The sequence below is a fragment of the Leuconostoc sp. DB-1 genome (assembly GCF_013414845.1).
Classification (GTDB): domain Bacteria; phylum Bacillota; class Bacilli; order Lactobacillales; family Lactobacillaceae; genus Leuconostoc; species Leuconostoc mesenteroides.
Genome location: NZ_JABFNJ010000001.1, coordinates 1,206,725 through 1,232,521 on the forward strand (window position 1 = coordinate 1,206,725; position 25,797 = coordinate 1,232,521).

The 25,797-nt window shown below is 38.2% G+C and carries 21 protein-coding genes and 2 pseudogenes; 3 read left to right on the forward strand and 20 right to left on the reverse strand.

What is annotated here, in order from left to right; translation table 11 throughout:
- Positions 1–24: 24 nt before the first annotated feature.
- Complete coding sequence (locus HFP47_RS05880; protein ID WP_010294919.1) at positions 25–564, forward strand: LURP-one-related/scramblase family protein; 540 nt, start codon at positions 25–27, stop codon at positions 562–564.
- Between the two features lie 41 nt (positions 565–605).
- Here HFP47_RS05880 and HFP47_RS05885 read toward each other — a convergent pair whose 3' ends face one another.
- Complete coding sequence (locus HFP47_RS05885) at positions 606–1,748, reverse strand: PTS transporter subunit IIC (RefSeq protein ID WP_011680149.1); 1,143 nt, start codon at positions 1,746–1,748, stop codon at positions 606–608.
- A 379-nt stretch (positions 1,749–2,127) separates the two neighbouring features.
- Here HFP47_RS05885 and HFP47_RS05890 point away from each other — a divergent pair, with 379 nt between their 5' ends.
- On the forward strand, positions 2,128–2,448 hold the full coding sequence (locus HFP47_RS05890; protein ID WP_011680150.1) for a hypothetical protein: 321 nt from the start codon (positions 2,128–2,130) through the stop codon (positions 2,446–2,448).
- Positions 2,432–3,136, forward strand: coding sequence for an SAM-dependent methyltransferase (locus tag HFP47_RS05895; RefSeq protein ID WP_179876208.1), 705 nt, complete (start codon positions 2,432–2,434; stop codon positions 3,134–3,136). The genes HFP47_RS05890 and HFP47_RS05895 overlap by 17 nt, the downstream gene beginning before the upstream one ends.
- A gap of 40 nt (positions 3,137–3,176) precedes the next feature.
- On the opposite strand, the gene HFP47_RS05900 is transcribed toward HFP47_RS05895, so the two are convergent.
- From HFP47_RS05900 to HFP47_RS05980, 19 genes and pseudogenes are all read right to left on the reverse strand, one after another.
- Entirely contained in the window at positions 3,177–4,013 is an 837-nt protein-coding gene (locus HFP47_RS05900; RefSeq protein WP_011680152.1) for a DUF368 domain-containing protein, read from the reverse strand.
- An 80-nt stretch (positions 4,014–4,093) separates the two neighbouring features.
- On the reverse strand, positions 4,094–4,624 hold the full coding sequence (locus HFP47_RS05905; RefSeq protein WP_011680153.1) for an adenine phosphoribosyltransferase: 531 nt from the start codon (positions 4,622–4,624) through the stop codon (positions 4,094–4,096).
- A gap of 34 nt (positions 4,625–4,658) precedes the next feature.
- On the reverse strand, positions 4,659–6,626 hold the full coding sequence (gene recJ / locus HFP47_RS05910) for a single-stranded-DNA-specific exonuclease RecJ (protein WP_179876209.1): 1,968 nt from the start codon (positions 6,624–6,626) through the stop codon (positions 4,659–4,661).
- Entirely contained in the window at positions 6,613–7,569 is a 957-nt protein-coding gene (rnz, locus tag HFP47_RS05915; RefSeq protein ID WP_014324966.1) for a ribonuclease Z, read from the reverse strand. Before rnz ends, recJ begins: the two co-directional genes overlap by 14 nt.
- A 125-nt stretch (positions 7,570–7,694) precedes the next feature.
- Positions 7,695–8,210 (reverse strand): peptide-methionine (S)-S-oxide reductase MsrA, encoded by a 516-nt coding sequence (gene msrA, locus HFP47_RS05920; RefSeq protein WP_002815174.1) that lies wholly within the window; start codon positions 8,208–8,210, stop codon positions 7,695–7,697.
- A 60-nt stretch (positions 8,211–8,270) separates the two neighbouring features.
- Positions 8,271–8,513: a ketopantoate reductase C-terminal domain-containing protein gene (locus HFP47_RS10875; RefSeq protein ID WP_305775218.1), complete on the reverse strand. Its 243-nt coding sequence runs from the start codon at positions 8,511–8,513 to the stop codon at positions 8,271–8,273.
- 29 nt (positions 8,514–8,542) lie between these two features.
- Complete coding sequence (locus HFP47_RS10880) at positions 8,543–9,043, reverse strand: 2-dehydropantoate 2-reductase N-terminal domain-containing protein (RefSeq protein WP_306556671.1); 501 nt, start codon at positions 9,041–9,043, stop codon at positions 8,543–8,545.
- Positions 9,040–9,282 (reverse strand): 2-dehydropantoate 2-reductase N-terminal domain-containing protein, encoded by a 243-nt coding sequence (locus HFP47_RS10885; RefSeq protein WP_306556672.1) that lies wholly within the window; start codon positions 9,280–9,282, stop codon positions 9,040–9,042. Before HFP47_RS10885 ends, HFP47_RS10880 begins: the two co-directional genes overlap by 4 nt.
- Positions 9,283–9,331: 49 nt before the next feature.
- Positions 9,332–10,063 carry a tRNA (guanosine(37)-N1)-methyltransferase TrmD gene (gene trmD, locus HFP47_RS05930; RefSeq protein ID WP_011680157.1) on the reverse strand — a complete coding sequence of 244 codons (732 nt, stop codon included), beginning with the start codon at positions 10,061–10,063 and terminating at the stop codon, positions 9,332–9,334.
- Positions 10,063–10,584, reverse strand: a complete 522-nt coding sequence (rimM, locus tag HFP47_RS05935) for a ribosome maturation factor RimM (protein ID WP_105302196.1) — start codon at positions 10,582–10,584, stop codon at positions 10,063–10,065. The genes trmD and rimM overlap by 1 nt, the downstream gene beginning before the upstream one ends.
- Before the next feature lie 75 nt (positions 10,585–10,659).
- Complete coding sequence (locus tag HFP47_RS05940) at positions 10,660–11,142, reverse strand: methylated-DNA--[protein]-cysteine S-methyltransferase (RefSeq protein WP_011680159.1); 483 nt, start codon at positions 11,140–11,142, stop codon at positions 10,660–10,662.
- 50 nt (positions 11,143–11,192) lie between these two features.
- The gene (gene addA, locus HFP47_RS05945) at positions 11,193–14,885 is read right to left on the reverse strand and encodes a helicase-exonuclease AddAB subunit AddA (protein ID WP_179876210.1); all 3,693 of its coding nucleotides are present in this window, start codon (positions 14,883–14,885) and stop codon (positions 11,193–11,195) included.
- Positions 14,885–18,362 (reverse strand): annotated as a pseudogene (locus tag HFP47_RS05950) (PD-(D/E)XK nuclease family protein). Before HFP47_RS05950 ends, addA begins: the two are co-directional and overlap by 1 nt.
- Positions 18,362–19,152: pseudogene (locus HFP47_RS05955) on the reverse strand (alpha/beta hydrolase). The pseudogenes HFP47_RS05950 and HFP47_RS05955 overlap by 1 nt, the downstream one beginning before the upstream one ends.
- 87 nt (positions 19,153–19,239) lie before the next feature.
- Positions 19,240–21,021, reverse strand: coding sequence for a hypothetical protein (locus tag HFP47_RS05960; protein WP_048592292.1), 1,782 nt, complete (start codon positions 21,019–21,021; stop codon positions 19,240–19,242).
- Positions 21,022–21,121: 100 nt separating this feature from the next.
- Positions 21,122–21,541 carry a 30S ribosomal protein S16 gene (gene rpsP, locus HFP47_RS05965; RefSeq protein ID WP_011680164.1) on the reverse strand — a complete coding sequence of 140 codons (420 nt, stop codon included), beginning with the start codon at positions 21,539–21,541 and terminating at the stop codon, positions 21,122–21,124.
- Between the two features lie 138 nt (positions 21,542–21,679).
- A complete protein-coding gene (locus tag HFP47_RS05970; RefSeq protein ID WP_010282506.1) occupies positions 21,680–21,880 on the reverse strand; it encodes a hypothetical protein in 201 nt (66 codons plus the stop codon).
- Between the two features lie 146 nt (positions 21,881–22,026).
- Positions 22,027–24,819 carry an isoleucine--tRNA ligase gene (gene ileS, locus HFP47_RS05975; protein WP_179876211.1) on the reverse strand — a complete coding sequence of 931 codons (2,793 nt, stop codon included), beginning with the start codon at positions 24,817–24,819 and terminating at the stop codon, positions 22,027–22,029.
- Between the two features lie 309 nt (positions 24,820–25,128).
- Positions 25,129–25,791, reverse strand: a complete 663-nt coding sequence (locus HFP47_RS05980) for a DivIVA domain-containing protein (protein WP_011680166.1) — start codon at positions 25,789–25,791, stop codon at positions 25,129–25,131.
- Positions 25,792–25,797: the final 6 nt, after the last annotated feature.

The window sequence follows — 25,797 nt, forward strand, 5'->3', positions numbered from 1 at the left end:
TGTAATTGAATACGAGGTTTGCAAATGACAAAATATTACTTACGTCAACGACATAGTATTAATGATGGCGTCAACATTGTTTTCGACCAAGATTTTAAAGCGTCTTATTTAGTGTCTGGCCGTTCTGGTAAAAAATCTGACGAAATTCAAGTTCAAGACATGTCCGGTCGCGTTTTGGTGCGCATCCGCCAAACATCTTATGGTATTATACCAAGATTTACCCTCAACTACCGTGGGCATATCGTCGGGTCAATTAGTTTTACACTAGGCCATATTAGTGACTTTGTTTATGTTCGACATTTAAGCTGGTTAATATCTGGTAATTTCATTGCAAATCGATACTTCATATACCACAATACCAAAAAATTGCTTAGTGTGAAACCGGAAAATCGACCAGATGGTCTATATAATCAATTGAATGTCACATTTGATGCTCAGGCTCCTGTTCATATTGCAATTGCAGCGTTACTCGATATTTGGGGCGTAAAATCAAATCCATTAAAACACTTTAACTGGCTCAAAGGGCCAAATAACTTATCCTATCGCTCAACATACACAAAATAAAAAAGCATGATGTCTCAATTAGCGACTCATGCTTTTTTATATTAAATCATCTCCAAGTGCAATTGTTGTGGCTTTGCCCAACCCATTTTACGCATGAAACGATAACCAACAAATGAAACAATCACGGGAACACCTACACCGATAATCATGTAAGCAGCAAATGCAGCAGGATTTGAACCAGCCAATGCCAACGGAACGATAAATGAATTAAATCCAATACCAGCCATTGAGAAAGGTGCAGTAACATTAAACGCGATTGTTGCGATTGGTGCAGCAATTGCTGCGCCAATCATTGGTGGAATAATCAAGGCAGGATTTTCAGTCAAATTTGGAAATTGAATTTTTGGTGTAACAATACCTTGAGCAATTGTTGCGCCAATTTTATTTTCATGAAATGACATTGCAGGGAAGCCAACGAATACAGCCGTTGTACCGATTAAGATTGCTCCTGCAGCCTCTGGTGAAGTTACACCCGTCGCACCAATTGCCACAGCTAAAGCTGCTGCGGAGGCTGGTGTCATGGTCATTGCACCAAAGGCCATTGCAACAATGGCTGTACCAATAATTGGATTAACTGCAACACTCGAAGCAATAAACTTTCCGATTGCGACCAACGCCGGTGTCGTAACAGCTGCCAAGTAGTACCCTGACACCGTGCCAACAATTGTGGTCGCCGCTGGTACAATGACCATATCTAATGGTGTCTTACCACTCAACCACTTACCAAACAATACGGCAATCACACCAGCCATAACAGCTGAAATTGGTTGTCCAGTGGTCATTATGGCTGAACCAGCAGCTTGTGCACCAGCGTATCCGGTTGCTGTTACACCCTCCACGGCTTTATCTGTGAAGAAAACAGCGTTGGCACCAACCGCTGAGGCAGCCATCGCACTAAACATAACCATTGTATTCGTTTTCATTTGTGATGCAATCGCGGCGCCAAATGCTGCTGGTAACATAATTTTAGTGATTGCACCCATTTGGACCATCGGTGCCCAGTGGATGAATCCTGCAATCGTCTGCAGCAACAATCCCATACCCAAGGTAACCAAAATGGCGTTTGAGACAGCTGCACTGACTTTATAAACAGTGTCACGAACTGACTCTTTTTCTTGAGCTACTTTTTCTTTAATTTGATCTGTATCAATTTTATGTTGTGGTGTAATTGCGTTTTGTGCCATGTTATTTCTCCTGTTTAATAACTTAATTCCAATATGAGCTACTAACAATCGTTGAGAAAAATAAAACGTCCCAACGATTGCTCGTTAGGACGTTTCCTACCTAACCAGCTACTCTGACTCTTTTAGTAAAGTCTAGTAGCTGATTATTGCTCAAATAACAACCTACTAGACTCAAATGAGAAGGAGGTTGAGGAGGAGTGCGTTATTTTGATGTGCTTGTACATTTTTAGCCATGATGCGTCTCCATTTTTTGAGCGAATTACTCGCTTGTTTCTATGAGTAATAATATACCCTAATAACATTTATATGTCAATACTTTTTTATAAATCTAATAAAACTCTCCAAAACTATAGTATAATAAACAAGGAGGAAAAATATTATGAAACAGATATTTCAATTTATTGGGGCCGTGGTTACAGCGATTATTGGACTGTTAATTTTGATTCCTGTCATTTTAACAATTATTGGCGTAGCAGTTCCGGTCGTACTTAGCATTATTGGCATTGCACTCTTCGTTGCCTTAATTATAGCTGCTGTTGCTGGCATTATTGGCTTAGTTGCATTTTGGCGTTTCAGAAAAAATATCAAAGATAACGAATTTGAGTTTGTTAGAAATGGTAAACATTTCAACATACATATTAGTAAGGACGGTACCAAGGTAAACCATCGACGTGATGTAACAAATGACGATGAAGATTAAACTAGCGCAATATGCTCAGCAATTTTCTGACAGCCCAGATACGTTGGTTAAAATAAATGCAGCTCGTAAGGCATTACAGTCCCTTGCTCAGCATACTTTACCCGAAAACCCCCTACCTCAGCTTAGTTTTTCTAGTCAAGATATTCTATCCGATTTACGACTGATGCCTCTTGATGATTTACTTTCTGAATTTCGACAAACAATTATTAAGTCTTTTGGCGTCTGGCATTTGCCAAATAAGCTTTGGTTATCGGATTTAAATCAATTTATTGATGGCCGACGAGTTTTAGAAATCATGTCAGGAAATGGCGTTATTTCTAGCCAATTGCGCCTTTTTGGCAATAACGTCATCGCAACAGATAACTTCGACTGGCACGGTCAAGATATACAGCATCTTGATTTATGGACAGAAGTTATCTGTTTAGATGCATTGGAAGCTATAAAAGCAATGTCCTATGATGTGGTTATTCTAAGCTGGGCACCTGATACAGATGAAACGGACTGGCAAGTTCTACAAGGCCTACGTGCGCAACACTTTAATGGTGATTTTATTGTCATTGGTGAAAAAAATGGCGCAACCAATTCACAATTATTTTGGCAGAATGCAAAACTAGCACGCCCCAAAAAGTTAAATCAACATCATCAACCATTTGATTTTATTAGTGATCAAGTTTGGTTAGTACAATAAAAAAACGATCTGGCGATAGAAATTATCACATGATCGTTTTTTATTTGTACTTTTCTTCTAAGCCGCTCATCCAGTGACCAGCCCACACACCGAGGATGAATAAGATAAAACTTATAAATCCGCTCATTATGTTAAAGCCACTATAATCAGCGACTGGTGGAATAACAATTAAAAGCGTTGACACCACAACAATACCTAAAATGAAATGGTATACCTTAGCATAATAGTGATGTAAAAGATAGTTCATTAATTTTGAAAAAAGGATTAATGTCAACATACCACCAAGTGCTATTGGCAAAAATACACTTATATCAGCACGTTTAAATCCGGCTAACATTGGGTCAAATAATCCTAGGTATAGCAACAGGTTTGATGGACTTAATCCCGGGACAATAACGCCTAACGCGATTAGTGCCCCCGCCAACATCCAAGAAAAGAAATTAATTGGCATCGTCCCAAAGATGGCCGTCATATTATATAGGAATAATCCACCAGCAACTATTGTGACGATGAATAATATCCAATCGCTCGGGCTCCGCCCATGCTTGCCACTTTCCTTTGTCAGAGCTGGTAAAGTACCAACAATGGCACCAGCAAACCCCCACAAAATAATTGCTTTATATTCAACAAGCAAAAATTCTAATGGTCGGCTTAATAAAATAATACCAGCGATACCACCCAAACCCACTGGTAGAAAAAACCAAAAATCTTTCTTAAAATTCTGCCTCAAATGCGCCATGAAGTTCAGCATTCGTTCATACAAGCCAAGAATTGCTGCTAATACGCCACCGGATACACCAGGAAGAATAAACCCTAGAGCAATGAATATCCCTTTGAAAAAGCGTATAAACCACTCTTTAATGTTACTATTGTTCATCAGTAGCACCTCAATATGATGTATATTATTGTTCTAAGTATTTTACGGCATACTGCCAATTACACTAAGCTTAAAAATGCTTAATATTCCATTAAAGCTAGGAATGGCACTTCGCCAGCTTTCATAATTTTTTCACGGCCTTGCAAGCTTTCTAATTCTATAATAAAAGCTACACCAGCAACGATGCCACCAAGTTTTTCAATAATTTCACGTGTAGCATTAATAGTGCCACCTGTCGCTAGTAAATCATCAACAATCAGCACACGTTGTCCTGGCTTAATAGCATCTTTATGAATTTCTAGCTCATTAACACCACCATACTCTAATGTGTATGATGCTGATACAGCTTCACGAGGTAATTTGCCACCTTTACGAGCTGGAACAAAGCCGATATTCATCGCATACGCCAGCGGCGAACCTACAATAAATCCACGTGATTCAGGACCAGCAATTAAATCAACGTTTAAATGTTTAGCAAAATCAGCAATAGCATCTACTGCTTGCTTATAGGCCACACCATCACCCATCAATGGTGAAATATCACGAAAACTAACACCTGGTTCGGGGTAATCTTCAACTGTTGCAACAAAATCATGTAAATCTACTGTCATTCTAAATCTCAGAGCTATCGCTCATACTTTCTTTTTAACGATTTGCCAAATACTTTTGGTATGTTATTGACGTGGTTAAGGGTTTTTGTGCTGCTCCCGAAATAATTGTAACAAATCCATTGGTAACGTGCACGAATCCTAATTCAATAAATACTTGAATCATAATATTCAAATCGTTCTTATTGATATTTAACTGCTTCGCTATTTTATCCAAGTTCTGCGCAAAATTTAGATCCTGATGTGCGTAAATGAATTTATATACTTGAGCAAAAAACTTTTTATGAGCAGCATTTTCATCAGTTGCCTCTGATGTATTAATAGCAGTTAGTAGAAGCTGTATCGTTTTGCGCCCACGGAAATAATTAATACCCAGAGTCGCAGCAAATGATATCCCTACTGGATTAGCAACCATAGACACCCAATCTGGATGGTTAAAGCCAACTGCTTCAACATTATTTTCTAAAGCTAACTTAATATGTTGCTTTAAGTTTCCCATGGTTGTTACTTTATTAATTTTTGGTTGCTGCAATCCAAACACTGGTTGCTGATTTCCAGTACCGAAAGGTTCAAGCAGGCGTAGTTCTTCATACGTTTCAGTGCTGATTTCATTAACCGACAGTGTCGTATTAATACTAATCGGCTTGGCATGAATTTGTAATTTAGCTGAGTTCAAACGAACTTGCTCTTTTAATACATCTAGTTGCTCTGGGGAAATAGCTAGTCCTAGTGCACTGGCATGCCCACCAAACGTATCATACAAATCGTGAAAGGTATTCATAAATTGATAGAGGTCAAAATCACCAAAAGTCCGACCAGATCCTTTATAAACACCATCCGTTAAACTTAAAACAATTGTTGGTTTTTGTAATAGTTCCACCAATCGACTAGCCACAATACCCAAAATTCCTTGATGCCAATCTTGACCAGCAATAACCAAGACTTGATCATTTTTGTATTCGTCTGACAAAGCCATTTGTTTTGCAGACCCAAATACCTCTTCAACAATTTCTTGACGTTGCGCATTAATGGCCTCAACTTCAGAAGCAATGGCAGTTGATTCTTCTGGATCTTGACTTAACAAAAGTTGTAGAGATAAGCTAGCATCCCCTAATCGACCAACAGCATTTAAGCGAGGGGCAATCTTAAATGAAACTGTTTCTGAAATAACTGGTTCATTATCTTTCTTACCCGCATTTTTCAAAACTGCGGTTAGACCCGGACGTGGCGAAACATTAATTTGTTTCAATCCCCATGAAACTAGAACCCTGTTTTCGTCAGTCAAAGACACCATATCAGAAATTTCACCTAACGCAACGAGATCCAACAACTCAGTTGGTAGCTCTGTTTGATCCTCAACTGGTTGCCCTTCATTTAATAATGCTTGGGCAACTTTGAAAGCGACACCAGCGCCAGATAAATCACCAAATGGATACTGGCCTTTTGGATGTCTTGGGTGAATAACGGCATAAGCGTTTGGCAATGTGGCAGGCATTTCGTGATGATCAGTAATAATGACATCAATACCTTGACTCATCGCATATTCAACAGCTTCTTGACCACTAACACCGTTATCTACTGTCACAATCAATTGTGCACCATCAGCAATAAGTTTTTTATACGTATCAATATTTGGCCCATAGCCATCTGAAAAGCGATTAGGTATGTAAGGTGTTACATCTGCCCCCAATACTTCTAAGGCTTCAACCATAATTGCTGTACTAGTGACACCATCCATATCATAATCACCGTACACAACAATCTTTTCACCACCAAAAGCTGCGTCCTGTAGACGCTCAATGGTTCTATCCATATCATGAAGTAACATGGGATCATGCAATTGTTCTACACTTGGTTGTAGATATTTAAAAGCTGCTTCTGGATCTGTATAACCCCTTTGAGCCACAATTGTTGACATAAATTGACTAATATTTAGTTGTGCGCTTAACTGCCGAACAACCTTTTCACTTGGTTGTGGCAGAATGTTCCAATTATTTTGATTCATTACTATCTTTCTTAAAAGGAATATCAATAATGTCAAAGTCGCGTGCCACATACGTGTTAGCAAAGTTGCGACGGACATCGTGTATTAATTCTTTAACCATCGGCCCAATATAACGAGCTGAAAGATGTGTCAATACTAACTTGTTTACATGTGCCCGGCGAGCCACACTTGCAGCATTTGCGCTTGTTGAATGGGCATGGGCTTTGGCCATTTTCGCCTCTTCTTCGCTTGAACCATAGGTACTCTCATGCACCAGAACATCGGCATTTTTTGCTAACCACTCTACATTATCATTAGGACGAGTGTCTAAAATGAAAGTTACTATACGACCTTTTTGGGCTTTACCAATGAAATCATGACCATTAACGATACGCCCATCTGGTAGTGTAACTGTTTTTCCTGCTTTGAGTTGTCCATATACTGGTCCAGAAGGAATATTTTCCTGCTTTAGTTTATCAACTAATAGTTCGCCTGGATGATCTTTCTCTATTACACGAAATCCCCAGGTCTCAATACGATGACGCATTGGTGCGGCAACAACTTGAAAAGTATGATCTTCAAAGATGACACCTTCAGTTAAGTCAACATACTCAATTGGATACGATAGACGTGTTTCGGAAATTCGTAGTGCCGTTTGAACAAATTCTTTAACACCCTTAGGCCCATATATAGTTAAGGGCTCATTTTTATCAGCACCTTGAAAGGAACGTGAGCTTAAGAATCCCGGCAATCCAAATATATGATCACCATGCAAATGTGTAATAAATATTTTTTCAACTTTACGTGGTCGCAAAGTGGTTTTTAAAATTTGATGTTGCGTTGCTTCACCAACATCAAAAAGCCACACAGCATTGCGTTCGTCTAAAAGGCGAAGCGCAATACTTGTAACATTTCTAAATTTAGATGGTTGGCCAGAGCCAGTCCCGAGAAATTCAAGTTGCATTCATTTTACCTACTGAGCGCTTTCTTAATAACGTTCATAACTAGTCAATTATAACAAAAAATGAGCGTTTCCGCTCACTTTCATATCATTTAGATTGAATTTATCTTAAAATATATCGGTTAAATTCAATTCCACTTATCAGCTTTAAATTGCAAGCGTTGTGCCATTTCTAGTGCTTCTCGTTCTGGATCCTTCTTGTAAAAATCCTGGTGATACTCTTCTGCTTCATAAAATGGTTTGGCATCTTCAATTTTCGTCACGATGGGTTCATCAAAACGATTTGAAGCTGCTAATGCGGCTCTAGATTCTTCAGCAATTTCACGTTGTTCAGGACTATTTACAAAAATCACTGGACGGTAGTTATCACCGCGGTCTTGGAATTGACCCATTGCATCAGTTGGATCAGTCTGTTCCCAATATATTTCGACTAGTTCACGATAACTTATTTTTTCAGAATCAAACCAAATTTTAACAGCTTCTGTGTGTCCAGTAGTATGTGTTAGTACTTGCTCATAAGTTGGATTTTCAACATGACCACCAGTATAGCCTGAACGAACCTTTTCTATGCCATCCAAAGAATCAAATGGTTGAACCATGCACCAAAAGCAGCCACCAGCAAATATTGCAGTTTCTATTGCCATGTTATTTCTCCTTACAAATTAAAAGTAAAAGCAGTTACACTCATTTTACTTTAATTAAGATTAAATTTCAAAAGTTTCCTGTTTTTTAGCTAACTTTGTTCGCTCAATATCTTCTTTAGCGTGAATTAATCTTGTTACCAGAGCATTAAATGGCATAGCTACATCATGTTCAGATCCTAATTTAGCGAAGTAACCGTTTAAAAAATCGATTTCTGTATGTTTACCAGCTTTAATATCTTGATACATTGATGGGTAATGATTTCCAGCATTTTCAGGTCGTATGAGTAAGGCTAAATCCTTCATGATCGCGTTTACATCAACGTTAATTCCTTCTAACTCACCAATTTTTTTATTTCATCCAGAATATTTAGTGATAAATCCATACCATTTCCAGCCATACCGAACTCTGCAATATTTGCATCTAACAAAACTGTTAACGGGTTAAGGACAGAGTTAATTCCCGCTTTATGCCAAATTGCTTCAATGACATTTTGAGATAATGTCACATTGAGACCAGCCTTATTCAGAGCCGATACAATTGGTTTAGCGTTAGCCTCACCGATTGCCTGTAATTTGATGGACCCAGTTCCCGTCACGCGAATTTCACCAGGATTAATTAATTCTGATGTCCACAAAGTCACACCAGCCAAAATTTGATTGCGATTAACATGCTTTTCCATGACCTCAATATTACCAAGACCATTAGAAAGAACCAATAGGTTGGTATTCTTAGTAATAATGTGCTTGATATCTGTTAACATCATATCTAATTGAGGGGTCTTCGTTAACAAAATAATAAGGTCAAACTTACCATCAATTTCTTTAGCTGTCATAACAGGAATATAATATTTTTTGTTGCCCCATCATCTTGATGCACTGTTAACCCATCTGTGCTTATGGCAGCAATATGTGCAGCCCAGCCATCAATTCCTGTAACTTCATGGCCAGCTTGTTGTAACATCACACCAACTCGAGCGCCTAAAGCACCAAACCCTGCTATTGCTATTTTCATAATTTTAGAAGCGTGAGCAATCAGGTATTTATTCACAATACCTGAAATAGCTAAACGCATTTCCTCCATATCTGTTTGCTAGTTCTGTTACTTTTTCTCACAAAACTTTTTACTGTTCTTCACTCTTTATGTTATCCAGCAAGTCCCGCTCTTGTTGCGTTAACTGCCGCTTTTCTAATAAATCAGGTCGGCGTAAATAAGTACGGCGCAATGACTCCTTTAATCGCCACTCAGCAATTTTGGCGTGATTACCACTAGTCAAGACTTCCGGAACCATTCGTCCCCGAAAATCAGCTGGTCGTGTGTACTGCGGAAATTCTAACAAACCATCTTCAAAAGAATCTCCCTCAGCACTTGCCGCATTACCTAAAATTTCGGGTAGAAAACGTACTGTGGCATCGATAATAACCATCGCGCCGAGTTCTCCACCTGTCAAAACATAGTCACCTAGTGAAATTTCATCATCGACTAATTCTCGAATGCGCTCATCATACCCTTCGTAATGACCAGCAACAAAAGTTAAATGGTCATAAGTAGCTAATTCTTGGGCAACTTCGTGGTTGAACTGTCTACCTGCTGGATCCAGCAGGATCACACGTCCTTTGCCACCAGCTTGCTTTTCAACAGAGGCCATCGCATCAAATATTGGTTGTGGTGTTAATAACATGCCAGCACCGCCACCAAATGGATAATCATCTACGTTATTATGCTTATTTTCGGTGAAATCTCGAAAATCAGTCACTTGAAAGTCTAACGCCCCTTTATCAATCGCTTTGCCAATAATTGATTGGCGCATTGGTGCAAACATGTCGGGAAATAAGCTTAAAACATCTATTCTCATTAATCTAATAACCCTTCTAAAGCGTCAATTGTAATTAATTTGGCGTCAACATCAACTGATTTAACAACATCATCAATCATAGGAATCAAGGCATCTGATTGACCGTCACGTTGAACTATCCAAACATCATTCGCTCCTGTTTCCATAATTTCCTTGACAACACCGATTTTGTTACCATCCAAATCAACCACAGTGCTATCGATAATTTCATCGTAATAGTACTGATCGTCTTCTAATTCTGGACGAGCTGTACCTTCAATATAAACATCATCACCTTTATATTTTTCAATTTCATTAATGTTGGTTATGCCAACAAATAAAACCAACCACATGTTTTTATGTAGTCGTGATGATTGCACTTTGACAGGGATACGTCCCTGTTTTGTATCAATAAATAGATCTGCTCCCTTTTTGAAGCGATCTTGAGCAAAATCAGTAATCGCCATGATTTTCACTTCACCACGAATACCATGTGTGTTTACGATTGTGCCAACTTTAAAATAATTTTCTGTATTAGTCATAAGTCTATTGTATCAGGTTTTACAAACGGAAATACAAAAAAAGTGCGTCATAAAATCTCACTGACGCACTGTTTCTCACTTCTCTAATAGGTTTTCTAATACTAATAATTTTCTTTTAATGTCAGTACCGTATCTATACTTACCCACACCACCACTCTTAGGTAAGATATGATGACAGGCATTAATAATTGGAATAGGATTTTTACCAATCGCTGTCGCTACAGCGCGAACAGCAGTGGGATGATTAATCTTTTTTGCGAACTGCTCGTACGTTAATAATTCATGACAGGTATTTAGGGCCTGCCATACCTCTCTTTGAAAGGCAGTGGACTTAAGGTACCCAATCTTAATCCGCGAGAAATCAATCTTTTCACCAGCAGCATACGCTCGAAAAAGACTTGTTTCTGGCAATACTTGCTGTTTTAATTCATATTCTGGAAAGTCATTTAAAAATTCGCTAACACCATCATCAGCTAGACTAATGCACACAATTTGATCATTCTTTTTAAATAATGTTAGTTTACCGTTTAAAAAAGAGATTGTTTCATATTTTATCATTACTTCACCATGACATTTTTGTGTAAAACCCAATAAGTAATATTTATTGTCTATTTTACACTAATTACTCGACCGACATTCAAAGCAATTAATTGTGGATCACCAACCTGATAACCAACATATTCCCGTTGAAGTGCTTGTTGATACAAATGAAGCTGTCCCTTATATCGCGCCTGCAATTTAGTCAAGTCTTCATCTATTTGAGCATTTCGAACAAAGTCGGTTTTATAATCAAACAATGTGATTGTTTGCGATGCTTCATCAACAAAATACCCATCAATAATACCATGAATTAACACTGGTGCAGAATCCTCTAGTGTGTCATAAATATCATTGGCTGGCATAATCATAGCAAAAGTAGCTTCTCTGTGCAACGTCTTCTGGTGAGCAATGATTTGTTTGGCAAAGTCGGATTGCAAAAATGCAAGAATCTCATCAATTTCAATTAGTGGTGCCACGCTAGGCAAAATTCTTTTATTTTCAACCAATTCGTCACGTAATTTTTCTATGCTCTGTACTGTATTAATTTTGGTAAAATCAATCAACTGTAAGATCAAATGTGTTGCCGTTCCTACCGCAGAGCTTGATGGTTTTTGCGAACCGTCATTCATAAAATCTGGTAAAGGTAACTCGTCAACCTTCAAAACATTAGCAGGTTGTAATTGTCCATTTTCAGTAATAACGGCTGTCTGCATCTGAGCAAGATCCGGGTCCTCAAATATTTGTTTGATTTCACTCACAGATTGATACGCCGCTGTTTGTGTTGCTTGTAAGTTAGCATATTGATAGTTCAAAATTGTTTTAGCTCGATCAAAATCCATCGGCGAATAGGTTCCATCCTCAACTAATTCACTACCTTTAGTACTCGCTATTGGTGCATGAATTTCGTTTTGATTTGTGAGTGTAACAGCCACTTTTCCTGTTAATGGTGTTTCAGATCCCACCAGCCTTGGTAATTGACCATCACCAAGCCAATCCTCTAGTACTTTATTTTTTGTACGAGCTAAACTCATAATAGTCCATTTTAGATATGAATCGGCTTGTAAGCGCAAAAATTCAGGTAAAAATTGTCCATTGGCGTTCTTGGATTGCTGCCACAAAGATTTTAAGGATTGGTTCCCTGCTTCTCCCTTGACTTTAACCGAACCAACGATATACAATTGCTGTTCAGCTCTCGTCAGGGCAACGTATAAGAGGCGCATTTCTTCAGACCAACTCTGTCGCTTTAACGCCTGCTGCACTACAAGCTTTTGTAATGTAGGAATCATAACCAAAGCATCTGGTTGAATATACTCTACCCCTATACCTTCATTTTTTTGAATCAATAGGCCGCCCTTTAAATCCTGGGTATTAAATGATTTATCAAATTCTGGTAAAAATACAATTGGAAATTCTAATCCTTTTGATGCATGGATGGTCATAATCCTTACAGCTTGAGCATCCGTTTCTTGTGCTGCTTCGCCTAAATCGCTGTCACCAGACTGCAACTGTTCAATATATCTAATAAAACGGAACAAACCGCTATGCGTATTATTTTGATAGGTACGCGCATATTCGTATAACGCATGCAAATTTGCTTGTCTTTGTGCACCTCCCGGCATACCAGCAACGTAATCAAGCCACGCCGTATCATCATAGATAGCCCAGATTAATGCTACTAAATCGTTTTGTGTCGCAATTGCATGCCACTTTTCAATTAAATTGAGGAAATTTTGCGCTTTTTGATCTTGTTGCGCGTAAGCTTGCAACGCTGTCCAGTAATCATGCATTTTATCTGCAATACGAATTGCCGCCAACTCATTCTCATCAAAGTTAAAAACTGGAGAACGTAACACCGCGGCTAATGGAATATCCTGATGTGGATTATCTATGACGCGCAATATATCGAGCATCAGATACACTTCCATCGTCTGAAAATAATTACCGACACCTTCAACTTGAACGGGAATTCCCGCCGCACGTAAGGTTGACACAAGGTCAATATAGCCCGACTTAGCTCGTGTCAAAATGGCAATATCACTGTACTGCACTGGGCGAAGACCGGCTGGATCAGCTTTACGATCGAATATTGAAGTTTCACGTAGCTTCAGTATTCTTTCGGCTAGCAAAGCATATTGGGCCTGCCTTTTCTCAAATACTTCCGTATCAGTTTCCAAATCTTCTTCAGCGTCTTCGACAATAATGTCCATATGAAATACAGCAGGTACATCATCTGGATAAGCGGCTTTCGGAACTAGTTTTGCCTCACCCGCGTAGGCAATATCTCCAAGTGTTTCATCCATTATTTGCGTAAAAATCAAATTCGTAATATTGGTGACGTTGTTTTGCGATCTAAAATTATCCGCTAAATCAATACGAATATCATCGCTTTCTTTTTTCGCAAATTGTTTATACTTGTTTGTGAACAGAGATGGTTCTGCTTGACGAAAGCCATAAATACTTTGCTTCACATCCCCAACCATATACATATTATGCCCGTTCGAGACACTAGTTAACAGAGTTTCTTGTAATTGGTTGATGTCTTGATATTCATCAACTAAAATTTCATCAAATTGCCCTTGGATTGTTTGTTTGGTAACATCATCTGATAGTATTGCTAACGCCAAAGTTCCTAAATCTGGGAAATCAAGTAATTTTTCTTCGCGCTTGGTCCTTCTAAATGATTCTCGGAATGCTTGCGTTACGAGAATTAGTGTATCAATTAGCTTATAAGATTCTTTTTGCACTAGTTGCCATGACTTTTCATCGAGTGCAAAATAAGATGTTATCAATGAATTCATTTGCGATTTGACGCCAACAACCTGCCCTTCAATCTGTCGAGCCACTTCAAGCGTGGCTGACAAATCCGGATCTTCTTTGATTGCCTTTGTTTGAGAATTAATCTTACCACTTGGTGTGTCTAAAATAGCTTCCCGAAGTTCATCCCAAGGTCCAACCATCGCTTTGTCTTGGATTAATAATAAATAATCTTGGATCTCAAGAAAAGCATCTTGTGTTTTTTTGAGTTCATCAATTCCTGTAATAATAAGTTGTACTTCTTCAACTTTTTTAATCAGATCCTTAATAATTTCTAGGATAATTGGCCGAATACTGCGTACATATAACGCTGTTGCTGTCAGTGGTTCCCCCGTCACTTCATAAGGTTCACGTAGCTTCTCTAACCATTCATTTCCGTCAGCGCGGGCTTCTGCAAAATCTGATAACCTTAAAATGATTTTTTGTAACTGGTCATCTTGATTTGGATTACCAAAATTATTTATTAATGTTAAAAACTGCTCATGATGAATATTATTTTCATCATAAAAATTAGCTAAAACATCAGTTAACACATCTTGTTGCAATAATTTACGTTCAGCCGTATCTGACAATAATCGAAATTGTGGGTCTAACCCAATGACGTGGTAATACATTTCAATAATTCGCAAAGCATACGCATCTATGGTTGAAATGTTCGCTGCTGGTAATATCAAGAGTTGCTCTTGTAAAAAGCGTTTGTGACTTTCATCAGCTACCTTTAAACGTTTTTCAATAGCGACTTCTAAACGTTCCCGCATTTCTTTTGCAGCAGCGTTTGTGAAAGTTACAATTAAAAATTTTTCGACACTCACACCACTTAAAATTTTTTGAATGAGACGCTCAATTAAAACAGTCGTCTTTCCCGACCCGGCTGATGCAGCAACTAGAATATTATGACCCTTTTCTTCAATTGCACGTTGCTGATTTTTTGTGAATTTGGTTGCCATTAATCTTGACCACCTTTCAATAATTTAATGATTGTATTTTTATCAGCTGGCGACTGCACTTTATAAGCATCACCCAAAGCACGATCAAAACGGATAATATCAAGATAAGGAGAATAAGTCAATCCACCTTCAACTGGCATAATTGGAAAATACCCAGACAAAATGAGATCTCCCGCAGTAATAATATTTTCACGATTACGCTGTAGTAATAAAGCAAACTCATCTGGGTCAACTGCGTCTACACCAATCTTTCCTAACGCACCGTTTTTCAGTAATACTACTGGATAGTGAGCTGATTTTTCTTGTGGTTCTAAAGTTGTCAGCGCAGAAACATACGCTGGCTCAGAAATAAAAAGACCACGATACTTAAAAGTTTCTGGCATTAATTTGCCAGTAAATAGCGCATTAAGATCTGTTTTATCCGTTATTTTGGTTTTTTCTGGAGATATTTTGGCAAAAAAAGCACCTCCAATAGCCGCGACACCAAGCTTTTCTGCGCTTTGTTGGGCAGCGTCCCAATAAGTTAACAATTGCATTTGCAAACCATCGTAAGCTTGACCCCAGTTAAAGGTTTTGCCATTTGATTTATAATCAATGATTGTACCGAATTCACCATTTACATCTTGCTTATCAAAACGATCAAGTTTACCACGCACTTGCATACGTGCAAAAGAAAGTGGTGGTAATGACTCCTTTGAAAAACCAAATAGTTGCTCAACTGCTTCTGGTTTGCTCGTATTTTCTCGTGCCGCAGCTTGTAAATTCAGTACTAGCGTTTCACAGACACGTGTCAAATAGTTTGTAGTTGCCCGCATTTTGCCAGAGTCATTTAATATTTCAAACGCTGGTAACGCTAATTGACTCTGCATATGTTGTCGCACTAAAGCACGTAATTCATCCCCAGTGATATCGCGTAAACTTTTATTTTTTACAATTAATTCATGGAGCACATTTTCAAAAACCGCATGATAAAGCGTACCAGTTTGAGCCACATTCAGTTCGTTCGTTGCGCGCTCTTGCAGCTTCAAACCGTACTGGAGAAAGTAAGCAAATGGATTACTATAATAACTTTCCAACTGTGATATAGAGACGTTTAGTCGTTCACCAAACAAAGCCGAGATAAATTCTGGCTTTAATTTTGTAGTATTATTTTGATAATTTGGTGCTGATAATACACGTTCAAGTCTATCTTGCATTGTATTGGAAATAACATTTTGGACGGCTTTAAAAGCTGCTGTCTGGCCGTAAACAGGTAAAATTTTAACCAAATCAGACAAAGTTGCTCTTGCTGTCCCAACATATTGCTTTAATAGCGATGCCGCGCTACTTGGTATACTACCGATTACCTTTACTTCACTATTAAATGTATCTACTAATCGTTTGAAAAACGATGACATTTCTGCTAGTTGTCCACTTGGTTCCAAAATTGGGTAAGAAAGTGTTATTGACCCGATGGAGCTCATCAAACTTCCATAAAAAGAAGGTTTTCTTCTGCCATCTGCTGTTGTGCAGTGTTTTGCAAATAACGCGGATTAGTTCCTGACTGCAAAGCAGGTTGCACAATTGATCGCTCAGCATCATTGATCAGCGCTGCATTTTTTACTTGTGCTGGCAAATTCTGACGTGTGCCACCAATAAAATAAAGTTGCTTATACTGCGTATTTTGAACAATTCCTGCTTCTGAAATCATTAATTGATCCAAATTATTCGGTATACCAGAAAATTTTGCGCCAGACAAACCAGCTTGCAACGTGGTCACTATATCAGTGAGTGATACACTACGCTCGCCATCAATTTCAACCATCTCGTCTAAAGTTTTTGTCAGCATTTGCCAAACTTCTTCACTCTGCTGTGAACGAGATAAATTTCCTTGTGCAATAAAATCATCACGCTGTTCTAAAAGAGCATCGGTTACATGATATTTTTGTAACCATAACACGAGATGCGTCACCGACTGACGCAAATTTTTAGCCATTGCAAATCCGTCATCCAACTCATCAAAAGCTTCGACAATAAAGTGGCGTAGATATTCCAAGCGGTTGTTAACTTTTTCGTCTTCTGAAATTTCTGTATCATCGTCATCTCGCGTCACTTGAAAAAGTTTAAATGGTCGTGAAAAATCACGCCACCTTGATTCATATGGTCGATAAGCATATAAATAGTTATCCATGTGCGAAACGATATCAAAAAACTCGTCGTGTGAAACAATTTTATTTTCAAAAGTTGGTCGTAACAATCCTGTCTTTAAAATCGCCAACATCGTCTGATACTGAAATTTATTAGGTGCTAACAAGTTCAATATTAGCTCTACCAAGGGATGATTCATCATATTCACATCCATATCCAAAAATATGGTAATTCAAATTGCGACATGACTGCTTCTATATGTGCTTGATACGGTGTTAAATCTCGTGACAAAATAATAATATCACGTAAATGTAATGTTGGATCATCAACTAGTGAACGCCTAATACGTCGTGCTACTTCTTTAATTTCAGTAATTGGATTTTCGGCCGCAAAAACATTCAAGTGTACCTCATCTCGTGAGCCAGTAAAATTGCGGTACTCACCCAGGCACGCCCAAGCGCCTAAAACCTGTTGCGCGGTCCTTGATAGTGGTCTCATTTTTGTAGCAGCAGTAATAGCCACTTCTTGCTGTGCAGTACGTGCTGTTATGGATAATTGTTCAACCGTTGTCATTGGTTTAAAGAACACATCACCTTCTCGTTGTTGACCCATTTTTTCAGGGTCACCGAGGATACCCATTGTCACTGGGTAAGTAGTAATTAATTGATTGACTACCATCATTTCTGCACTTGTAAACCCATTAAACCCATCAAAATAAAATGCAACGTTAGATAGTTTAAGATCAGCCAACTGTTTTGCAAAGGCAATCAATGTTTCCTGTCCTGTAATTTGATTCTCACCCATGCGAGCATTAAAATCATCAGCCACGATCGCCAAATCATGTAACTTGGCATTAAGTGTTTGTCTCAGAAATATATTATCTGCAGACTTCTCAAGAATTTCTAATAAATTTTCTGGCGTGACATTACTAGCGCGTAACTCGACCAGCTGGGCAACCAATGCAGACACAAAGCCACTTTTTGTTTGCATCCGTGAGAACACTGGTAAAATATCTGATTGTTCACGTAAAATATTTGAAACAATCATAAATAATCCCGTCGGTTCGACGATATCTGGTTGCCGATCTGGTGTGTTTTTCATTAATGCCCAAGCTAAACGGGTTAATGAGTAGACTTGCAGACGACTTTGCGCATACAACTCACTGTCGTCGTTACCATTCATTATTGAAAAGCGCTGCAGTACATTGACCTCACTATCGAATTTCACATGATTAGGGACAATATAAAAAACTGTCAGCAACTCATTTTGACGAAATTGCTGTTGAATCATTGTCAACATTTCGGATCTTAAGTCATGTTGACCATTACCCATTACAACATTGAGTGACATTAACTCAATCTCTCTTCCTGAACATAGTTAATTGGTAGCCATTCTAACACGCGTTCAATTTGTTTGTTCCAATAATACCATTCGTGTGTGCCAGGTGCTGTTTCGTATGTAATATCATAATTCAATTGCTGCAAAGTTGATATAGCAACATCATTAATGGGCTTCAAAAAATCTTGTTCTCCTATCCATGCATATAGTTTTGGTCGCTTGTGACACGTCTTGGCGAGAGCTAAAATATCATTTTTAGAACCAGCAAAATCATCAAAATCGCCAAAAATTCCTTGCCAATATGAAAGCTTTTCCATATTTAAAAAGTCTTCTTGTCTCGGATTGCCTACTAATGCTCCGGAAAGAGAGGCGGCATAACTGAATTGACTTGTTCCCAAGGCCAACTTAAACGCACCGTAACCACCCATTGACAGTCCGGCTACGAAATTTTTTCTCTTTTAGTTGATATTTGTGGAAATAAGCTAGCTACTTTTTCAGGTAGCTCACGTGCCAATGCATCAAAATAGTTCAATCCATAGGTTGTGTTAGTATACCAAGCTAAGTCAGTAGACGGCATTACAATTGCCACAGGTGTTTGCCTTACTAAACGTTCAATTGATGTCCGACGTTGCCAAATTGCATGATCACCTGACATACCATGGAGAAGGTACAATACAGGAATATCCTTTAAAGTTTCTGTTGTCCAAGTTGGGTTATGATCTGATAATTCGGGTAGAACAACATTCATCACACGATCCATACCAAGCACTTTTGAATAATAATTAACTTCTAAAAAAGCCATGTCACACCTCTTTCCATTTACTATTAATGTTATTTTAACAGAAAAAGCGCACGATTGTTCGTACGCTTTTCTAATTCCTATGACTATTTACTTTAACCCATCAATCGTTATTTTCTCGATTGTCGCAATCTTCGCATCATCTAACATATTTGCTTTGAAACTGACTTTATCGCCTTCTTTTAAGAATACAGCCTTAGGCGCATTATCTGCGTCAATCTTAAAGACAGCGGACTGTCCTTCGACCATAAAATTAACAATCGTATTTTTACCATCATTAATTAATGCAACACGTGTTACGCTACCGCTAATGGTTTTATCATACTTTTTGTTCGTTGAGTGATTGTTTGTACTATTTGAAGCTAAATCATTACGATAATCATCAAGTGCCTCTTGGGCATTATCACCATCGACGACAATGTCGTTATCAATAGCATTAATATATACGTACTTTTTAAAGATTCCCTTACTATCTAATAATGAAACAACCCATGTTGGTGTGCCATCAATATTATATAAAATTGGCATTTGTGCTACCCATTTTTTCTCGGGATATATTTTATCTGCAATGCTGATCGCACCATCTGAGTCCATTAGTCCTGAATGGGTGTCACGATAATAAGTTAATTCACCCGTTCGAGCATTAATTAATGAATAACCAAGAGCAGAATCCTGATTATTATTACCAGACGTAAAATCAGTGAAGTACAATAAGTTCCCCTTTGAATCAATTAATGGTGTGATTTGACCCGAAGCATAAACACCATTATCGGTTGGAATTTTCACATCACGTTTTGCGCCAAAAGATGTTTGGTTCCACCAACCCTTTTGATATCGACCATAAAATTCATTCATTTTATTTGCTGCGGAACTTGTAATAGGTGCATCAATAAATTTTGGTGCCTTATTCGCCGCGTAAATTTTAACTTCACCAGTTTGCGCATTCAACACAGCTGTTTTAAATTCATTGAACTTCATTCGTCCTGAAACACCATATTCACGGTATAGTGTTTGAATATAATATGGTGTACCATTCTCATCAATTTCTAAATTCATATTGCCCATGCTAGCATAAGTTGGTGCTGACGCATATATTTTACGAGCCGCATCATTATTGAGATACGCCGATGGACTGTATTTTAATCGTTCCTTAACAAATTTTGGTTGTGCGTTAACATCAGTTGCACTAATAATGAAATATCCTGGAACTGATTTATTCTTTAACCATTTGAAAAAACCATTAAACTCTACTGTAGCCACATAAACATATTTACCATTAACTACTTGAGCAGTAATCCCGTCCAATTCATACATGTTTGAATTAGGAATGACGCTAAATTTTTGTTGCATTTTCCTTTTGGCAGTATCAGGTGCCAGCGCAATTGGCATATCCTTAGCGGATGTCAACAACTCCGAAGACCCTTTAGTTTTAGCTGGTATTGAACTATAAACATTGTTAATACTGGTTAGCTTTGTGACAAAAGACACAGCACCTACTGCTATCCACAAAACAAGTGGTGCTACTGCAACAAAAATATAGCGACGAAAGAAATAAGTTTTTGTACGGTCACTCACATCTTTGGCATAATTTTTGCTTCCCCAATCACGAATTTTATCAAAAGAAGCTAATCCAGCATAGCCAATTAAATTAATAATTGCTGCAACAAATGCAAATAAAATATTGACATTGATCAGTGTTGTCATATTCTTTGGCGGCAACTGAATATACAGCACAACATAGGCCAAAATAAATTCAATCAAGGTGCTCAAAATGAACCATTTTACTCTGCGATTCAACGCCACCGCAATGATATTAACAAGCAATGTTCCAATCAAAAATACCAGCGTAACATTTACAAAACTTAGTAACATATTAATTCTCCCTTATTAATGATGTTATTATCGACACACGATATTCGATAAATAAAAACAGTCGCTTCCAATTATAGAAGCGACTGTTTCGTCAGTTATATTAAACAAGTGCTAATAAATCAGCCTTCTTAGCAGATGAAGTATATGCAGTGCCTTGGGCATCCAAATATGCTTTGATTTCTGCAACAGTATTCTTATCTGTAGGCTTCTTAGCTGAAGCTTCCTTAGTTGTTGCTTTCTTAGCTGGCTTCTTGCCTGACTTTGATTCGTTGTACTTTGCCAAAATACCTGCATTGCTCAACAAGTTACGAACTGTGTCAGATGGTTGTGCACCATTACCCAACCATGACAAAATCTTTTCTTCATCCAACTTGATTTCTGCTGGTTGTGAGATTGGGTTATATGTACCAACTGTTTCGATAAAACGGCCATCACGTGGTGAACGTGAATCAGCAATAACGACACGGTAGAATGGACGCTTCTTTGCACCCATGCGCTTCAAACGAATTTTAACTGCCATTGTGGTAGTCCTCCAAATTTCTTTTGTGCTTTTTACACTTTTAATTTACTATATAATTATGCCATATACCAATATATATGTCAAGTAGCATACCTTGACATATACATTTAAAATCAGAAGGGCATTGTTTCAGAGTTACTATTCATCATTACTATGACGCGCCGTATTAATTTCTTCACTCAAAATAATTAAATTATCTAGTGCTCGACGCGCCAACATTGAATCATGTTTACGATTTGCTGGGTTCGTAATGCCACCAAGTGTGTGTGGTGTGTTTAAATCGTTAATAATTTTTACTAATTCATCTTGCCAAATTTTAAGTTGATCATTTTCGCCCATAAGCCCTACTCCTATAAACACTTTACCCATTATTTTATCAAAATTACAACTAAATAACAAACTAATTACTAAAAACTCACCTTCACTAAACAAATAATTGCCAAACAAAAAAACATTACACATAATAAAAGTGTAATGTTTTTAATTTACTCCAAGCCCTGTGTTACAGCTTCTGGATAAAACTCGCGTATGATTTCAGCTTCATGTTTTGATAATTCTGGGAAAGCTGGATCAGCACCTAAGTCCTCATGGAACATACGATCTCGTGGAGAAACACCGCCTGTTGCATGAGCAACAGCCAACTGCCAACCATCATAATCTTTAGCATTCTCAGCGTCTTGAACATCTTGAACATGCAATTGCGATACCATTAGAAGCAAACGAACATCGGCATGCAATTCTGCTAACCAGTTTTGTTGCTCAGTCGTCAAATACATTGTCAAAGCTGCTTCAGCATTTTTACCAATCAAATCTGCTTCACGCGCTTCTTCTAATATTTTGTTAACTGCATCGCGTAACTTCATAAACACTGCCCAGTGATCAAACAGTGCTGTCGTGTCACCCAAATCCTCTACCTCAGGCATATCTGTCAAGTAAGCAAATTCAGCTGTTTCATGTGGCAAATACTCCCATACTTCTTCAGCAGTATGTGGTAATACTGGCAATAGTAATCGTACAAGATCAGTTAACGTTTTATAAAATACGGTTTGCATAGAGCGTCGGGCATGACTTGTTGGGGCTTCAACATAGACGACGTCTTTAGCAATATCCAAATAAAAGGCTGATAAGTCAACGTTGACAAAATTAATAACACGCTTGAAAATATCATTTAATTGATAATTATCATAGTCTTTACGAATATCTGCAACGAACTCATTTTCTAAAGCGTAGAAATACTGATCATGTGCAGATAAATCACTGTAAGCAATTGCATCTTTTGTTGGATCAAAATCAGCTGTATTGGCCATCAAGAAACGCAATGTATTACGCAACTTACGATAATTTTCTGAAACTTGTTTCAAAATTTCATTTGATACAGGCATGTCTTGCGATGTATCAACAGAAATTGTCCACAAACGTAAAATTTCAACACCAAGCTTGTTGGCCACTTCAATAGGAGAAATCGTATTACCCAGTGACTTTGACATCTTGTTACCTTTACCATCAAGGGTAAATCCTTGTGACAAGATAGCCTTGTATGGTGCTACACCATTGACAGCAACTGAAGTGATTAATGAAGAATTAAACCAGCCACGATATTGATCAGATCCTTCCAAATACATATCAGCTGGATAGTCCAATTGTGGACGTGTATTCAATACGCCATTCCAGGAAGAACCAGAATCAAACCACACATCCATTATGTCTTCTTCCTTGGTAAATTCACCATTTGGAGAATGTTCATTAGTATAGCCTTCAGGTAACAAATCCTTAGCTTCATGTTCAAACCAATAATTGGAACCATGTTCTGCAAATAAATCGGCAACATGGCTAATGACAGTTTCATCTAAGATAGCTGTCCCATCTTCTGCATAAAAGATTGGTAATGGCACACCCCAAACACGTTGGCGTGAGATGACCCAATCACCACGATCACGAATCATATTGTGCAGACGCACCTTTCCCCATTCTGGGAAATAAGCAACTTTATCTAATTCTGATAAAATTTCACTACGGAATTTTTCAACAGATGCAAACCATTGTGGCACGGCTCGCCAAATGATAGGCTTTTTTGTACGCCAGTCAAATGGATATGAATGCGTGATTTTCTCTTTTGCCAAGAACAAGCGCGCATCGGTTAACTTATTAATCACCGTACCAACAACATCATCGTAAAACTTGCCTTCAAAATCAGGACCAGCATTAGCCGTCATAAATCCTTTGGCATCAACAGTGACATCAGCAGGCAAACCATATTTTTTACCTACATTATAATCATCTTCACCAAAGCCAGGAGCAGTATGGACCAATCCAGTTCCAGAATCTAGGGTAACGTGATCAGCATTCATAACTAGCTCTTCTTGCTCACTATCCCATGGATGGTATGCAGTAATCTTATCAAGTTCTTGTCCCTTGTAAGCAGCGACCGTTTCCCATGATTCCCAGCCAAACTTAGGCGCCACTGTTTCAAGTAAGTCTGTGGCTACAACGAATTTACGGTCTTCCCCAACTGGTTTCACCACCGAATATTCAAAATCAGGACCTAAGGTAATTCCACGAGAAGCCGTCACTGTAAAGGGTGTCGTCGTCCAAACTACAAAGTACGTATCCTCATCCAAGAGACCATGACCATCTTTAACTTTGTTTGCATAAAACAAAGACATTGAATCAATATCATGATATTCAATTTCAGCTTCAGCCAATGCAGATTCAGAAGACCATGACCAATAAACTGGCTTTGCGCCTTTAAAGATATATCCTTTGGAAACCATAGTACCGAAAACTCGAACTTGTGCTGATTCAAATTCAGGTTGTAAAGTTATGTATGGATTATCCCAATCACCTAACACACCGAGTCGCTTAAAGTCAGCACGTTGTGTATCAACCTGCTTCAGAGCAAAATCTTTCGCCAAATTACGCCACTCATGCTTTGGCATACTTTTGCGATCGTGCCCCAGCTTTGTCAATTGTTGCTCAATTGGTAGACCATGTGTATCCCAGCCTGGAACATACGGTGCATAGAAACCTGCCATATTCTTATAGCGAACAATAATATCTTTAGTAATCTTATTCAAAGCATGACCAATGTGAATATTTCCGTTCGCATATGGTGGCCCATCGTGCAAATTAAAATGTGGTTTCAATTGATTTTGGGACAATCTTTTTTGGTATAAATCCTGTGCATACCATTTTGCTTGACGCTCGGGTTCAGTTTTAGGTAGCGAACCACGCATTGGAAATCCTGTTTTTCCAAGATTTAATGTATCTTTATATTTCATTGATAAATTCTCCTTTTTATCATTTTTTAGCCATTTTAAACAAATTTATTTAAACCATAATAAATATAAAAAGCCCCTATGCTCGAAAGCATAGGGACGCAATAGCGTGGTACCACCCAACGTTTAGCAGCATAAAAATGCTGCCCTCAACTGGGGTTTAACGATCCTCACCGGCTTAGCTTACTAAATATTGATATTCAGCTAAACAAAATAGTAACTGATCTGGTCAACATCAGGGACGATCATCTCTAACCACCATGACTCGCTGCACGTATGAATGCCAACCTTGCTGTGTTACGCTTTTTATAATTATTTATCGTCTTCGTTTTGTTCTGATCCCGGAAACACTACCACAGGGCCTTGCTCCTCGCTTGACTCTGGATCCTTCTGTTCTTCATCAGGTTCAGGAATAGCTACTGGCTCAGCCTTAGCGATTTCGCCAATACGATGAGCAGTTACTTGCCCCATTGGTAAACGATGAACTGCTTCTGCTAACTCATCGCTTTCTAATAGTTTACGCTGAGATTCCAATAATTGCAAGAATGAATTTTTAAAATCTTCAACTTCAGTACGTAATTGATTTTGCTCGTTCGTTAGATCAGCATTTTCTTGGGCTAAACGAACAGCATCAGCATCTGCCTTTGCTCGAGCATCATTAATAATTTTCGTCGCTGATTCTTGTGCATGAGTCAACTGCTTTTTCACTTCGACATCAGCATCTTGCTTCAAGCGATCAGCTGCTTCTTGGGCAACAAAGATTGATTGATTCACTTGATCACGTTTTGATTCTAGCTCTTCAATCTTTACTTGAGCTAGTTCATTTTGATGCTTTAATTCATCACGTTCTGCAATCAGGGCTTCATAATCACCGTTAATCTGGTCCAGAAATGCGTCGACATCTGTTGCAATGTAAGCTTTGCTGCCTTTTTTTGTAAATTCATGATTCAAAATTTCATCAGGTGTTAATGCCATAATTTT